Source organism: Frateuria sp. GZRe12 (genome assembly GCF_051900535.1).
Taxonomy (GTDB): Bacteria; Pseudomonadota; Gammaproteobacteria; order Xanthomonadales; family Rhodanobacteraceae; genus Frateuria_A.
The window spans coordinates 47,352-61,223 of sequence record NZ_JBHZGI010000009.1 but is presented as its reverse complement, the minus strand read 5'-3'; the positions used below and the strand labels follow the sequence as shown (position 1 = coordinate 61,223).

At 66.8% G+C, this 13,872-nt stretch carries 12 protein-coding genes; 6 read left to right on the top strand and 6 right to left on the bottom strand.

The features are described 5' to 3' along the window. Window positions 1-8 precede the first annotated feature (8 nt). The 4 genes from ACFWZ4_RS16205 (at window position 9) to ACFWZ4_RS16190 (ending at window position 5,440) form a co-directional block, all read left to right on the top strand. Window positions 9-1,568 (top strand): M56 family metallopeptidase, encoded by a 1,560-nt coding sequence (locus ACFWZ4_RS16205; RefSeq protein WP_439705696.1) that lies wholly within the window; start codon window positions 9-11, stop codon window positions 1,566-1,568. A 165-nt stretch (window positions 1,569-1,733) separates the two neighbouring features. Next, window positions 1,734-2,708, top strand: a complete 975-nt coding sequence (locus ACFWZ4_RS16200) for a S41 family peptidase (RefSeq protein WP_439705695.1) — start codon at window positions 1,734-1,736, stop codon at window positions 2,706-2,708. A gap of 95 nt (window positions 2,709-2,803) precedes the next feature. Continuing rightward, window positions 2,804-3,286, top strand: coding sequence for a DNA methylase (locus ACFWZ4_RS16195; RefSeq protein ID WP_439705694.1), 483 nt, complete (start codon window positions 2,804-2,806; stop codon window positions 3,284-3,286). A gap of 102 nt (window positions 3,287-3,388) precedes the next feature. Then, on the top strand, window positions 3,389-5,440 hold the full coding sequence (locus tag ACFWZ4_RS16190) for a M13 family metallopeptidase (protein ID WP_439705693.1): 2,052 nt from the start codon (window positions 3,389-3,391) through the stop codon (window positions 5,438-5,440). 18 nt (window positions 5,441-5,458) lie between these two features. Here the strand turns inward: ACFWZ4_RS16190 and ACFWZ4_RS16185 are convergent, their stop codons facing one another. From ACFWZ4_RS16185 to dbpA, 5 genes are all read right to left on the bottom strand, one after another. Then, window positions 5,459-6,154 carry an NAD-dependent epimerase/dehydratase family protein gene (locus ACFWZ4_RS16185; RefSeq protein ID WP_439705692.1) on the bottom strand — a complete coding sequence of 232 codons (696 nt, stop codon included), beginning with the start codon at window positions 6,152-6,154 and terminating at the stop codon, window positions 5,459-5,461. A 200-nt stretch (window positions 6,155-6,354) separates the two neighbouring features. After that, the gene (locus tag ACFWZ4_RS16180; protein WP_439705691.1) at window positions 6,355-8,127 is read right to left on the bottom strand and encodes a hypothetical protein; all 1,773 of its coding nucleotides are present in this window, start codon (window positions 8,125-8,127) and stop codon (window positions 6,355-6,357) included. Window positions 8,128-8,354: 227 nt separating this feature from the next. Beyond that, window positions 8,355-8,552: a hypothetical protein gene (locus tag ACFWZ4_RS16175; RefSeq protein WP_439705690.1), complete on the bottom strand. Its 198-nt coding sequence runs from the start codon at window positions 8,550-8,552 to the stop codon at window positions 8,355-8,357. A gap of 127 nt (window positions 8,553-8,679) precedes the next feature. Continuing rightward, window positions 8,680-9,537: a PA4780 family RIO1-like protein kinase gene (locus tag ACFWZ4_RS16170; RefSeq protein ID WP_439705689.1), complete on the bottom strand. Its 858-nt coding sequence runs from the start codon at window positions 9,535-9,537 to the stop codon at window positions 8,680-8,682. A 163-nt stretch (window positions 9,538-9,700) separates the two neighbouring features. Then, window positions 9,701-11,080: an ATP-dependent RNA helicase DbpA gene (gene dbpA, locus ACFWZ4_RS16165; RefSeq protein WP_439705688.1), complete on the bottom strand. Its 1,380-nt coding sequence runs from the start codon at window positions 11,078-11,080 to the stop codon at window positions 9,701-9,703. Between the two features lie 308 nt (window positions 11,081-11,388). Here dbpA and ACFWZ4_RS16160 point away from each other — a divergent pair, with 308 nt between their 5' ends. Next, window positions 11,389-11,532 (top strand): hypothetical protein, encoded by a 144-nt coding sequence (locus ACFWZ4_RS16160; RefSeq protein WP_439705687.1) that lies wholly within the window; start codon window positions 11,389-11,391, stop codon window positions 11,530-11,532. Window positions 11,533-11,618: 86 nt separating this feature from the next. Here ACFWZ4_RS16160 and ACFWZ4_RS16155 read toward each other — a convergent pair whose 3' ends face one another. Further along, the gene (locus tag ACFWZ4_RS16155; RefSeq protein WP_231320407.1) at window positions 11,619-11,828 is read right to left on the bottom strand and encodes a cold-shock protein; all 210 of its coding nucleotides are present in this window, start codon (window positions 11,826-11,828) and stop codon (window positions 11,619-11,621) included. 404 nt (window positions 11,829-12,232) lie between these two features. On the opposite strand from ACFWZ4_RS16155, the gene ACFWZ4_RS16150 reads away from it, so the two are divergent. Next, a complete protein-coding gene (locus tag ACFWZ4_RS16150; protein ID WP_439705686.1) occupies window positions 12,233-13,840 on the top strand; it encodes a tetratricopeptide repeat-containing sulfotransferase family protein in 1,608 nt (535 codons plus the stop codon). Window positions 13,841-13,872: the final 32 nt, after the last annotated feature.

Sequence of the window (13,872 nt, the reverse complement as noted above, 5' to 3'; positions counted from 1 at the left end):
CCGCAGCCATGAACATCCTTCCAGACGCGCTCAAGGCGGCGCTCGCGCTGACCCTGCTGCATTCGGTGTGGCAGGTCGCGGCGCTCGCGCTGCTCGCAGCTTTGGTCCTGGCGATCCAGTCCACCGCGAGCGCGCAGGCGCGGCACGCGACGGGAATGACGTTCATGCTGGCGATGGTCCTGCTGCCGCTGCTGACGCTGGTGAACCTGCTCGCCACCCACGCCAAGGTCGCCGACGCCATGACGGTCGTCCAGGGGCCACTGGCGCGCGTTCCGGTCGTGGTCGCGTCGATCGCCTATGCGCCCGCCAACCTGGCACCGCTGTGGTTGCCGTGGGTGTGGACGTTTGGCGTGGCGACGATGTTGATGCGCCTGTGTGGCGGCTGGTGGATGGTACGCAGGCTGGATCGGAAAGTCTGCGATCGGTTGCCCGCGCACTGGCACGCGCGCGCCGATGCCTTGCGCCAGTCGCTGGGCATCCGCCGCCAGGTAGCCATCCGGCTGCTGCGCGACACTGGATTGCCGTGTTCGGCGTATGCGTGGCGACCGGTGATCTGGTTGCCGCTTTCGATGCTCACGGGGCTGTCGCCCGACCAGATCGAGGCGCTGATCGCGCACGAACTGGCGCATATCCGCCGCCTGGACTGGATCTGGAACGGCCTGCAGTGCATGGCCGAAGCGTTGCTGTTCTACCACCCGGGCATGTGGTGGTTGAGCCGCCGCATCCGGCAGGAGCGCGAGAACGCCTGTGACGATCTTGCGGTGGCGGCCTGTGGCGACGCCATCGTGCTTGCCGAAGCGCTCAACAACCTCGAGCGCTTGCGTGTCGCCGCCCCGATGTTCGCCTTGTCAGCCAAAGGAGGAGTGATTATGCAACGCATCAAGCGTCTGTTGTTCCCCGATTCACCGCCGCACCGGCTGCGCCTGGGTGTCCCCCTGGCCCTGCTCGCCGTCGCATGTTCCGGCGCGCTGTACGCCGCACAGGCGAACCGTTCGACCGCCGCGGGCGACCTTGCTGCGCAGGAGGTTCCGCACTGGTGGAACACCGTCGGCCATTCGGTCCACATCGTCGCGACGGTCGACGGGCACCTGCGCGAGTACCGCCAGTGGAGCGATGTCGGCGGCCGCCCGCACGAGTCCTACACCGTCGACGATCGTCCCTCGCGCATCGACGCCAAGGTGCGCGAGTGGCTGGCGGTCGCGATGAAGCCGCCGGCACCCCCGGTGCCGCCAGCGCCTCCACCGCCTCCCGTGGCACCGCCTCCGCCCGCGCCCCCGGCGCCGCCGCTTCCGCCCCGGATCGAGACCACGCAGGCCTACACGACAGCCATCGCCATGGTGCAACGGGATGCACGCGTGAGCGCCATGGTGGGGACGCCTATCGGCGCGGTCACCGGTCCGTGTGCGCTCAACGGCGATTCGTTCGACTGCTCGATCATGCTCAGCGGCCCGCGGGGCCTCGCGAGGTTGCAGGCGAACGGCACGCGCCGCGCCGGCCAGTGGCAGTACTCGCGACTGGAAGTGCTCCCGGAGCATGGCGATGCGGTGGATGTGGCGCGCCACGACTGAGAGCGTTCGTGGCTTTTTTTTACGCGAAAGTACTAATCAATTAGTAGTCACGAGGATCATCGAATGAAAAGGTTCCTGTCATTGGCGGCATGCGCCGCGTCCCTGTGGGGCGTTTCGTCGGTCGCAAACGCACAATCGCCTCCTGGGCTGCCCCCGCAGCCGGACATGGTCATCGACGCCGCCACGCGTCAGCAGGTGGTCGACAAGCTCATCGCCGACCTGGATCGCTATTACGTGTTTCCCGACAAGGCGAAGCAGTACGCCGCGATGCTGAACGCCAAGCAGCAACAGGGCGCCTACGATGCGGTGTCGAGCGCGGAAGGCTTCGCCCGGCTGCTGACCGCGGACTTGCAGGCCGTCAGCCAGGACCGCCATCTGGAGGTTCAGTACAGCGCGGAACCGCTGCCTCCGGAAAGCACGAGCGCCGAGCCCTCGGCCCGGGAAAAAGCCGAAATGCTGGCCATCGGTCGCAGGCTCAATTTCGGCATCGAGACGGTGGGGCGGCTGCCCTTCAACATCGGCTACGTCGATCTGCGCGCCTTCATGCCACCCGATCAGGTGGGAAGCCGGTATGCAGCCATGATGACCCTGCTTGGCGATACGCGAGCCCTCATCATCGACCTGCGCAAGAACGACGGCGGCGAACCCGAGGCCGTGGCGCTGCTCGCCAGCTACCTGTTCGACAAACGCACGCATCTCAACGACATCTACACGCGCACCGACAACCGCAACCATGAGATGTGGACCCGCACCCGGCTCGATGGGCCACGCTACGGCGCCGCGCGCGAGGTCTACGTGCTGACCAGCGGCAAGACGTTTTCAGGCGGCGAGGATTTCAGCTACGCGTTGAAGAATCTCAAGCGCGCCACGCTGGTTGGCGAAACCACCGGGGGCGGAGCGCATCCGGGCATGCCGCACATGCTCGACCGGCATTTCGCGGTATTCATCCCATTCGGTCGCTCCATCAGTCCGGTCACCCATACCGACTGGGAAGGCACCGGTGTCGTCCCGGACCTGGCGGTACCGGCGGACGACGCGCTCGCCGTCGCGCAGCGTCGGCTGCTGGCCGGCTTCCTGGCGACCGAGAAGGATCCTGAAATGCGCGATGCGCTGAACCGACGCCTGAAAGAGCTCCATTGATCGGTGATTGGAAAAGGCCGGCGATGCCGGCCTTTTTTCGAGCCTCGAAGGCCAGGGCCAGGCTTTGACGAGATCCGGATACGGGACCAGCTCCAATGACCGGCAACGGACCGGCCGGTCCGGTGCCGCCCGGGGTGTCCATGAGCTCGTACATCTGTGCCGCCGACCTGGGTATCCGTGTAACGGCGGATGACGAGCAAAGCCTCTTCAAGTGGCTGCTGGCGAGCTTCCTGTTCGGCAAGCGGATCGGCCAGAAGGTGGCCGCCGCCACGTGGCGGGAGCTGGTGGAAATCCATGGGCTGGATACGCCACGCAAGCTGTGCGGCTGCACGCACGGCCGGCTGGTCAGGATGCTCGGCGAAGGCGGTTATGCGCGCTATGACCATTCCACCGCCGAGCGCCTGTCGTCGCTGTGCCGGATGCTGCTGGAGCAGTACCACGGCTGTGTGCTCGGCATCTTCCAAGCCGCCGGAGATCGCGAGGATTTCGAGCGCCGCCTGCGCCAGTTCAAGGGCATCGGACCGGTGACCGTCGGCATCTTCATGCGTGAAGCCGGACCTGTGTTGTTCCCGTCCTGAGGGCGATCCGATGCTGTTCCGGCGGTCCGGCATGACCTCCGACGCTTCCCAAAGGGCCTGGCTGCGTGCAGAGTCGCGCGACCTCTTTTCCGGAAACGTCCGATGACCCGCTTGGCAACCTCCCTCCGCACCACGCTGCTGTCGGCCGCGCTGGCCGTCGCCTCGGCCGGCGCCCTGGCGGCGGATGTCACGCCGTCCAAAGATTTCCTTGCCGCGCATATCGACACTTCGGTCGATCCGGGCGTGGATTTCTTCCAGTACGCGAACGGTGCCTGGTTGAAGGCGCATCCGATCCCGGCCTCCGAGGCGACGTGGGGGATCGGCAACGAGGTGGATGACGAGCTGTATGCTCGCCTGCGCGGCATCAGCGAATCGGCAGCGAAGCAGCCAGCCGCGCCCGGCAGCGACACGCAGAAGATCGGTGATTTCTGGGCCACCGCCATGGATGTGGCGAAGGCCGATCGCCTGGGCCTGCATCCGCTGGATGCCGAGCTGGCGCGCATCGACGCGATTTCTTCGCCCGCCGGTGTGCTCGATGCGGTGTTCGCGTCCAAGCCGATCGGCGCCGGCGCGCTGTTCCGCATCGGCATCGCGCAGGACGACAAGGACAGCGCGACGATGGCGGTGCAGATCCACCAGGGCGGGCTGGGCCTGCCCGAACGCGACTTCTACTTCAACCCCGAAGCGGGCGTGGCGAAGATCCGCGCCGCCTACGTCGAACACCTCGCGCGCACGTTCACGCTGCTCGGCCGCGAGCCGGCCGCGGCCAGGGAAGCGGCGACGCGGGTGATGGCGTTCGAGACGGCGCTGGCCAGGGCCTCGCGCAAGCTGGAGGACCTGCGCGATCCGGAGAAGAACTATCACAAGATGGCGCCGGCGGAATTTACCGCCAGGCTCACGCCGTCCATCGACTGGAGCGAGCGGCTCGCGGCCTGGGGCATCCGCCCGGACTACGTGATCGTCGGTCAGCCGGAGTTCTTCGCCGCCGAGGATCGCCTGCTGCGCGAGACGCCGTTGCCGGTGCTCAAGGACTACCTGCGCTATCACCTGGTCGACGGCTACGCGCCGTTCCTGTCCACCGCATTGGACGAAGAGCACTTCGATTTCCACGGCCGTGCAATGTCGGGCCAGCAGGAACAGCGCCCGCGCTGGAAGCGGGCGCTGGACGAAGAGAACGACGCCATGGGCATGGTGCTCGGGCGCATCTTCGTCACGCAGTACTTCCCGGTGGCGTCCAAGCAGCGCTACACGGCGATGGTCGAGGCGATCCGCGGCACCTTCCATGACCGCATCGAGCGGCTCGACTGGATGAGTCCGGAAACCCGGGCCAAGGCGCTGGCCAAGCTCGCCGCGGTCACGCCCAAGGTCGGCTATCCGGACAAGTGGAAGGACTATTCGGCGCTGGTCGTGAAACGTGAGTCCTATGCGGCGAACGTCATGGCCGCGCGCCGCTGGCAGTTCCAGGACAACCTGGCGAAGTTCGGCAAGCCGGTCGACCGCACCGAATGGGACATGACCCCGCAGACCTACAACGCCTACTACAACCCGTCGAACAACGAGATCGTGCTGCCCGCGGCGATCTTCATGGTGCCGGGCGTGCCCGATGACCAGGTGGACGATGCGGTCGCCTACGGCTATGTCGCCGCCAGCACCATCGGTCACGAAATCACCCACGGCTTCGACGACCAGGGTCGCCAGTACGACGCGCAGGGCAACCTGTCCGGCTGGTGGACGGCGCAGGATGCGGCGCGCTTCAACGCCGCGGCCGAAGTGATGGTCAAGCAGTTCGATGCCTACGAACCGCTGCCCGGCCTGCACATCAACGGCAAGGCGAGCCTTGGCGAGAACATCGCCGACTACGGCGGCGTGCTGCTCGGGCTGGAAGCGTTCGAGAAGACGGCGCAGTTCAAGCAAGGCAAGGAGATCGGCGGACTGACGCCGACCCAGCGCTACTTTCTGGGCTACGCACTGGGCTGGATGAGCCAGCAGCGCGAGCAGCGCCTGCGCCAGCGCCTGCTGTCGGATGTGCATGCGCCGGCCAAATGGCGCGTGCTCGGGCCGATGTCCAACATTCCGGCGTTCTACAAGGCATTCGACGTGAAGCCCGGCCAGCCGATGTGGCGCGCGCCGCAGGATCGCGTGCGGATCTGGTGACCGAACACCTGGCCGTGCTCAGGAAACGGGCTTCGGGGCCGTTCCCGTTGGCGAGGGCTCGCGCCCCAGGCGGTTGATGACATCGTTCTCCACCACTGCGGGAGGCGATGGATCACGCGCCAGCGCGAGCATGGCCCGCCCCACCCGGGCGGTCGTGGTCATCTGTCCCGGCAGCAGGCGCACCCCCAGGGCCAGCGCGGGCGATCCCAGCCGGTACAACAGGTCCAGCGGCTTGTGCGAGGAACGGACGCCCTCCACCGGCCGGATGCCACCGGGGCGCAGCATCACCGTGGTGATCGGCAGGGCGGCCAGGGCACGCTCGGTTTCCCCCTTGGCTCTGGCGACCATCATCCGGCTGCCCGGGTCCGAATAGGCGCCCGAGATGTACAGGAAACGGCCGTCCGGGTTGTGCCTGGCGAAAGCCTCGGCCACCTTCAGGGTCAAGGTCAGGGTGACGTGGCGATAGGCCTCGGCGGAGATCCCAACCAGAGGCGCGCCGGCGCAGTACAGGCACGAATCGAATGGCGCCAGCCGATCGCCGAGCGTGTCTACCGAGGCGAAGTCCGGGCACAGCAGTTCCTCGAGCCGCGGCGTCTCGATGCCGGTCGGGCGGCGCCCAAGCGCGACCACCCGCTCCACGTCCGGTGCCCGCAGGCATTCGCGCAGGACACCTTGGCCAACCAGCCCGGTTGCACCGGTGATGAGTATCCGCATGGGCCGCCTCCACTCGTGTTGCCGCCAGGGTAGTGCGTACCGGGCGTGCCCGATGCGACTGCCGCGTGCCGGTTGCCTTCACCTGCGGAGCGCCGCGCTCGTCCTGTCACCGGATCGGGGTCCCGTCGGGTTCGCCGCGGCCAGCCGCGGGGAGTCCCCACTGGCTGGCGCTTGCACGGGGTAACGGATTCTGACTGGCCTCAATGCCACCATCCCAGGCTGTCCGGCGAGCCGTCCGGACGCGCGTACCAGCGCACCTGGTTGCGGCCATCCGGGCAGTGGTTGCCCCGGGTCGTGGATGTCACTGCGCCGTCGGCGGCACGCACCGCGGCCTGGAAGCAACTGCCGAAGCTGTCCGTGAAGCGATGGGTCGACAGGCTCTGCCAGTTGCTGCTGCTGGGAGTGACTCGCCACGGGCTGTAGGCGTATGCCTGCGTGCGGCTGCCCGCGAAGTACTCGCGCAGATGGGTCACGTAATGCCCACGGTGGGGCCGATAGGCATCGGCATCCCGCAGCCAGCGCTGCGTGGCGTTTGCCGTGCCGTTGCGCACGGTGACGTACCAGGCGTCCCCCTCGTCCTCTACGGTCGTCGCCATGTGGTAGGTGTAGGCGAGCGGATAGCTGACGTGTTCCACGTCGATGCCGAGCACGGTGGTGCCGCGCGTGCGGCGGCTTGTGCGGTCGGTGCTGCTGTCGAGCGTAACGACCTGCTCGTAGAGCTTGTTCACCGTCTCGCCGGGGAAGGGCCGGTGAGGTCCGCGGATATCGAAGTCCTGGGTGTTGTCGAATGCGCTCGACTGTCGGACCGAGGAATCGACGCGTCCCTTGGACGTATTGACGAATCCGCGGATCTCGAACTGCCGTGACTGGCGCGTCCTGATCGTTCCCTGCACACCTTCGCCCACATCGGTGAGCGTGCTCGTGTAGGTCGGCGCGGCCTGGGAGCCGGCCAGCGTGTTCATCGTGACGCCACCCGTAACCAGCGTGCGGTCAGGGTCCAGGTACAGCAGCAAGGCACCGGAAGTGGAAACCAGGTGGCGCCCGGCGGCACTGAGCTGTCCGGCGAAAGGCGTGAGGTCGACCCGGTAGGGCACGCTACCCATCATCTGCAGCGTTGGCGTCGGCTGGTTCAGCGGATTGTGCAGGTAATTGATGTTGGGGTCGGCCGCCAATTGCGGGAACACCGGCGCAATGCCGGCGGGCGTGCCATCCACCGCTACGGGGATTTCGCGGAAGCTGCCGCCGCCGCACCAGGTCTCATGCGGGAAGATGGAATCCTTGAGCGAATTGCCGGGGGCGAAATAGTCGAACAGCGCGGGATGCCTCTCCTGTTCCTGGCCAGGCAGGCAGAAGTACCACCCGGTCTGTGCGTTATCCACGTCGACGTAGGCGCGCACGATGTTGTGCGGCAACATCACTGGCGTGCCGCCGTTCAGATGAACGACCGCATCGGGGACCTCCGGCGCGGGCGTCCTCGCCGTCGGCGGATAGAAAAGAAGGCGGACGTCGCCGCTGAATACGGGGCCTTCGCCGCTCGGGTCGAAGACATCCTCGCCCTCGTTGATCCAGTAGGAGCCTGTGTGCGGGACAGCGAGCCAGGCGCTGTAGTCGGTCAGGTCGCGCTCGACGTGCCAGCGGGCAGGAGCGTCGTAGCGGGGCGCGGCCTGATGGAACAGTTGGATGCCGGCAAGCGAGATGCCGATGTTGTCCACGACCGTGTGACGGAAGCTGGTGAGGTCCACCTTCAACACCACTTTTGCCCATGGTGGCGGGCAGGTCGGCGGCGGCATGTACGGGAATTGCTTCCCGACGGTGCCGTTCTCGTCCGGGAAGAGCTGGTTGTCCAGCAGGTGCACAACGCAGGGCGTACCTGCGGCGGGTGGCACCCGGGGGTCCGGCGTGACTACCTGTGTCGGGGCGGGCGACTGCGCATGGCTGACCAGCGCCCAGGGCAGGGCGAGTATGAGAGCCAACCTGTGGAATGCGGGGGGCACGACGGCGCGCATGGTCTTCACCTCCAGAGGTGAGGACGCCCTTTCGGGACGGGGCACGACTTCTACGCGCCCCCCGGGTGCGGGTGTTGACGTCGATCAATCCTCTGCCCGACGTGGGCAGCCCGATGCGGCGATGCTCCGTTGACTAACGCAGTCACGCTGAGGGGCGCCGTAGCGCCCCTCCCTGCGTCATGGTTGTGGTGGGATCAGCTGTTCTTGTGGCTCTGCTCGCCCGCTTTCATGTGCTGCTCGTGGCTGCCGCCCTGGCTGCCGCTCTGGCTGCTGCCGCGGTTGCCGGATGAGCTGCTGGCTGACTTCGACCGGTCGTCGTTCTTGTGGCTCTGTTCGCCTGCCTTGACGTGCTGCTCGTGCGAGCCGCCACGGTTGTCATTGCTATTGGGCATTTTCGATCTCCGGGAATACATGGGACGGCACGGCTGCTCACCGTGCTGAGCCACCATCCCCTAACGGGCCTTACGTTGCGGTGAGGAGCCGGTCAAGCGACGTTCGCGATGCCTGCTGCAAGCCGAATCACTCTTCGGCCATCGCCGCTTCCCGACCTTGCTGGCGGATGAGTGCTTCCTGGCGGGCGTCGATGATGGACTGCATCACGCTGTCCACGTCGACCGCGCTTTCGTCGAACGCGAAGCGGCCGGTCAACTCGCTGTCCGGCTGCAGTTCACCCTGTTCGAACAGCGCCCACATTTCCTCGGCGTAGTACGTGTCGAGCAGTTCCGGCGCGGAGCGCGAAAGGTTGATGGTGAGGTTGCTGACGTCCCGCCGCAGCATCGTGCGCGCGGCGTTGTTGCCGGATGCGCTGACCACCTGGGGCAGGTCGATGATGACCGGGCCGTCGGGCGCCACCAGCACGTTGTACGGCGAGAGATCGCCATGGATAAGGCCGACGCAGAGCATGCGCACGACCTGGCGGATCAGGATGCGGTGGTAGTCGCGGGCGGTTTCGGCGGAGAGCTCGACCTCGCCCAGTCGCGGGGCCGACTGGCCGTCGGCGTCGGTGACCAGTTCCATCACCAGCACGCCGTTGAAGTAGCCGTAGGGTTGCGGCACGCGCACGCCGGCGTCGGCCAGCATATAGAGCGCGTCCACTTCCGCGTTCTTCCAGGCGGCTTCGGCTTCCTTGCGGCCGAACTTGCTGGCCTTGCCGATCGCGCGCGCCTGCCGGCTGCCGCGCACCTTGCGGCCTTCCTGGTATTGCACGCGCTGCTGGAAGCTGCGCTGGGCCATGTCCTTGTAGACCTTGGCGCAACGCACCTGGTCGCCCGAGCGCACGACATAGACGGAGGCTTCCTTGCCGCTCTTGAGCGGGCGCAGGACCTCGTCGATGACGCCGTCGTCGATCAGCTCCTGCAGGCCGGTGGGAGTTTTCATGCGTAGGGGCGGGCGGTCACTTGGAACTGTCCATTATGAATGGTCGGGTATGACCGCGAGCTGCGTCGCCGCGCACGGCCGTGAACGGTCACCGCCAGGCAGGGCCCGCGACCGCGGGAGGCCCGCGAGCCGGGCGCGCCGTGCGTAGGCGTTGCCACGTTTCTCACCCCAGCGGGCGCACGCGGAAGTTGCGCCCCTTGATCTTGCCGGCGCGCAGGCGCTCGAGCGCCTTGTTGGCCAGCGCCCGGGAGATGGCGACGTACGCGCGGGTGGCAAAGACGTCGATCTTGCCGATGTCGTCGGCCTTGAGGCCGGCGTCGCCGGTGAGCGCGCCGAGGATGTCGCCGGGACGCAGCTTGTCCTGGCGACCGGCATCGATGACCAGGGTCTTCATCGGCGCAAGATGCAAGGTCTTGCCGCGTGGCGGGGCCACCTTGAGCGCTCGCCAGGGCAGGGGCTCGCCCAGTGCCTGTTCGATGTTCTGGGCCTTGGGCCGCTCGCGCGGCGTGCACAGGGTGATCGCCACGCCGGACTGGCCGGCGCGGCCGGTGCGCCCGATGCGGTGGGTATGCGTGTCCGGGTCGTGCGCGATGTCGTAACTGACCACCAGCGGCAGCGCGGCAATGTCCAGGCCGCGCGCCGCGACGTCGGTGGCGACCAGCACGCTGCAACTGCGGTTGGCGAAGCGCACGAGCACTTCGTCGCGGTCGCGCTGCTCCATGTCGCCATGCAGGGCGAGCGCGGAGAAACCGCGGCGGTCCAGCTCCTGCGCCACGGTGTCCACGTCGCGGCGCATGTTGCAAAACACCAGCGCGTGCTGGTCGCGGTCGCGGCTGAGCAGTTGGGCCAGCGCGTCGGGTTTCTGCGCGGGATCGACTTCGACGAACTGCTGTTCGATGGCCGGGGTGGCCTCGATCGGCGTCTCCACGGTGACTTCCACCGGCTCCTTCTGCAGCCGCCGGCTGGCGGCGCGGATCGCTTCCGGGTACGTGGCTGAGAACAGCAGGGTCTGATGGTGCTTGGCGATGCGGCCGACGATGTCGTCGATGGCTTCCCCGAAGCCCATGTCGAGCATGCGGTCACCCTCGTCCAGCACAAGCATCCTGATGCCGCCACCGTGCAGGCTGCCGCGCTTGAGGTGTTCCTGCACGCGGCCGGGCGTGCCCACCACGATGTGCGGATCGTGGGTGAGCGAGGCCAGCTGGGGCCCGAGCGGCATGCCGCCGCAAAGGGTCAGCAGTTTGACGTTGGGCAGGCTGGCGGCGAGCCGGCGGATCGCCTTGCTTACCTGGTCGGCAAGTTCGCGGGTCGGGCACAACACCAGCGCCTGCAGCCGGATGGTGTCCACGTCCAGCGCCTGCAGCAGGCCCAAGCCGAACGCGGCGGTCTTGCCGCTGCCGGTGCGCGCCTGGGCGATCACGTCGCGTCCGGCGAGGATCGGCGGAAGGCTCTGCGCCTGCACCGGGGTCATCGCGGCGTAGCCATGCGTTTCCAGGCTGGCGAGCAGGGCGGGCTTGAGGGGGAGCGTGGTGAAGTCGGTCATTCGCCATGATCGCATCAATTGGCGATGCGGACGGGACGGGGCCGGGCCGCCCCGGACATCGCGGCAGGCGTGAGGGTGTAGGATGGCTGTTCGCCATCTGCACCCGTGTGCGTTCGTCCTGGCCGCCCGGCGGCCCATCCGCCGCGTTCCCTTCCGCCTCGTGGCTGTGGAATGTTGGCCGAAGCGCCACCCACTTATCCGCAAAACGACCGTTCCGCGTCAGCCCAGCGCTCGGCGCACATCTCCCGCGACACACGCGTTGCGACGGTGGCGGTCATTTCCATCCCAGCACCCAGAGGACTCCCCGATTGGCCAAGATCAACTATGCATTCGAAAAGCGTCAGCGCGAACTCGCCAAGAAGAAGCAGCAGGACGCCAAGCAGTCGAAGAAGCGTCCCGTACGCGAGGGCGACAAGCCGGACGACCGGTCGGACAACGGTTCCCCCAAGTGAGCGGGGCGGCCTGAAAGCGCCCCCGCAGAGACGCAAAAAAAAAGCCCGGCGCGAGGCCGGGCTTTTCCTGGAACGGGGTGAAAACCTTAGAGCGGCTGCACCTGGTCGGCCTGCAGGCCCTTCGGGCCCTGGGTCACGACGAAGGACACCTTCTGGCCTTCCTGCAGGCTCTTGAAGCCCGAGGACGTGATCGAGCGGAAGTGCACGAACACGTCATCGCCGCTGGCGCGGCTGATGAAGCCAAAGCCCTTGGCATCGTTGAACCACTTGACGGTACCGGTTTCGGTCTGCGACATCGTTGTATCTCCTTGGAACGGATGGAATAGCCGCAAAGTGCGGCGGGGTAGCTGGTTACAAGGAGGAAACGGGTGCAACGGTGTAGTGGAACTGCTCTCTACAGCATCGGGCCACAGTTCGCGTGACCCTTGAAACCCAGCCCGGGCACAGTAGTGTCTGTTGCGTTCCGAAGCAAATGTTTTTGTGAACACAGGTTCAACAGCCAGCGGACGATCATCGCCCGTGCACCCCGCCAGTCGGGGGAAGCACGACGTGCTCTGGCACGACTTAACGCGGATATCATGCTGGCCGGTGAAGGGAGGCGCCAGGCGATCGTCGATTGTCGATGCGTCACGCATGGCGGGCTCGACCGCTGCAGGCGTGGAGACCTCCTTCGGAGCCGGCTGACAAGGATTCGTTGGACATGACAGCAAACTCGACCTCCACGCACGCGTCCAGCCTGCCGCCAGCGGTAGCCCAATGGCTGCTGGAGGCCACCAAGGCTTTGAGCCGCAGTCAGGTCGGCCTCGCACAACAGTTGCTGGCCAAGGTGCTGGCGGCGGAACCGGACTGCGTTGAAGCGCTCCGGCTGATGGGTATTGCCGCGCTCATCGGCGACCACCATCGCGATGCCATCGATTATCTGCAGCGCGCGCTGGCAGCCAAACCGGACGATTCGACGCTTTGCATGAATCTCGGCAGCGCGCTGTTCGAAATCGGCGAAATCGATGCTGGCCTTGGCCATCTGCAACGTGCCTGCGAACTCGCCCCAGGCTCCGCCTCGACCTGGTACAACTTCGGCAAGGCGCTGCAGTTCGCCTCCCACATGGAACGCGCGCGCGAAGCATTCGGTCAGGCCGTGGCGGTGGACCCGGGATACGCGAAGGCGCGCAATGCCCTGGCGGCGGTGATGTCCAGCCTCGGCGACCCCTCCGGCGCCGTGGCGATCCATCGCCAGACCCTGCGACAGCAGCCCGATTGCGCGGAGGCGTGGTTCGCGCTGGCCAACCTGAAGATCGAGCCGTTCGGCCAGGAGGATGCCGCGACGCTGCAGCGTCTGCTCAGCCAGCCGGATCTGTCGGATGATGCGCGCATCCTGCTCGGTTTCACGCTCGCCAAGGCGATGGAAGACCAGGCGGACTACGAAAGGGCTTTCGACGTCCTGCGCGACGCCAATGCCCTGAAGCGGCGCTACGTTCACTGGAATCGCAATGAGGAACGCGATCGCGTGGAGTCCATCGCGCGCGCCTTCGCCCAGCCGATGCCCGAGGCCCAAGACCCGTCGCTCGGCAAGGAAGTGATTTTCGTGGTGTGCCTGCCGCGATCCGGTTCCACGCTGACCGAACAGATCCTGGCCTCGCATCCGCAGGTCGAGGGCGCCGATGAGATCGAGGTGCTTCCGCAGATCCTCGAAGAGGAATCGAGGCGGCGCGGACAGCCGTTTCCCGCGTGGGTCCCCTCGGCTACGGCAGCGGACTGGCGGCGCCTGGGCGAGGACTACCTGGCGCGTACGCAACGCTGGCGCCGGTCGAGCGTTCGCTTCACCGACAAGAATCCAAGCAACTGGGCCTTCGTGGGTGCGGCACTGGCGATGCTCCCCGGCGCCCGCGTGGTCAATTCCCGCCGCGACCTGCTGGAAACCAGTTTCGCCTGCTATCGCCAGCTCTTCGGCAACCGTACGGTCAACTACAGTTATGACCTGGATGAGATCGTCGACTACTTCGCCGGTTACGCGCGCCTGAGCAGCCTTTGGCGGCAGCGCTACTCCCGGCAGTATTTCGACCACGAGTACGAAGCGCTGCAGGCCGATCCGGAAGCGCAGATCCGCCGCTTGCTGGACTTCTGCGGTCTGTCGTTCGATGCGGCCTGCCTGGATTTCCACCGGACCTCGCGCACGGTACTGACGATCAGCGCCGCGCAGGTTCGCCAGCCGTTGCAGCGGGATACCGCGCGCAGTGCGCGCTACGGCAGCAAGCTCGATCCCCTGCGTGCGCGGCTTCGCGCGGCGGGGCTATCGACGCAGGGCGACTGAGGCAGGCGTCCAGGGCGTTAATCGCTCGCTTC

Bases quoted from the DNA above. Each gene is read 5' to 3' on its own strand.
- ACFWZ4_RS16205 (WP_439705696.1), top strand. From the start codon at position 9: ATGAACATCCTTCCAGACGCGCTCAAGGCGGCGCTCGCGCTGACCCTG.
- ACFWZ4_RS16200 (WP_439705695.1), top strand. From the start codon at position 1,734: ATGGTCATCGACGCCGCCACGCGTCAGCAGGTGGTCGACAAGCTCATC.
- ACFWZ4_RS16195 (WP_439705694.1), top strand. From the start codon at position 2,804: ATGACCGGCAACGGACCGGCCGGTCCGGTGCCGCCCGGGGTGTCCATG.
- ACFWZ4_RS16190 (WP_439705693.1), top strand. From the start codon at position 3,389: ATGACCCGCTTGGCAACCTCCCTCCGCACCACGCTGCTGTCGGCCGCG.
- ACFWZ4_RS16185 (WP_439705692.1), bottom strand. From the start codon at position 6,154: ATGCGGATACTCATCACCGGTGCAACCGGGCTGGTTGGCCAAGGTGTC.
- ACFWZ4_RS16175 (WP_439705690.1), bottom strand. From the start codon at position 8,552: ATGCCCAATAGCAATGACAACCGTGGCGGCTCGCACGAGCAGCACGTC.
- ACFWZ4_RS16170 (WP_439705689.1), bottom strand. From the start codon at position 9,537: ATGAAAACTCCCACCGGCCTGCAGGAGCTGATCGACGACGGCGTCATC.
- dbpA (WP_439705688.1), bottom strand. From the start codon at position 11,080: ATGACCGACTTCACCACGCTCCCCCTCAAGCCCGCCCTGCTCGCCAGC.
- ACFWZ4_RS16155 (WP_231320407.1), bottom strand. From the start codon at position 11,828: ATGTCGCAGACCGAAACCGGTACCGTCAAGTGGTTCAACGATGCCAAG.
- ACFWZ4_RS16150 (WP_439705686.1), top strand. From the start codon at position 12,233: ATGACAGCAAACTCGACCTCCACGCACGCGTCCAGCCTGCCGCCAGCG.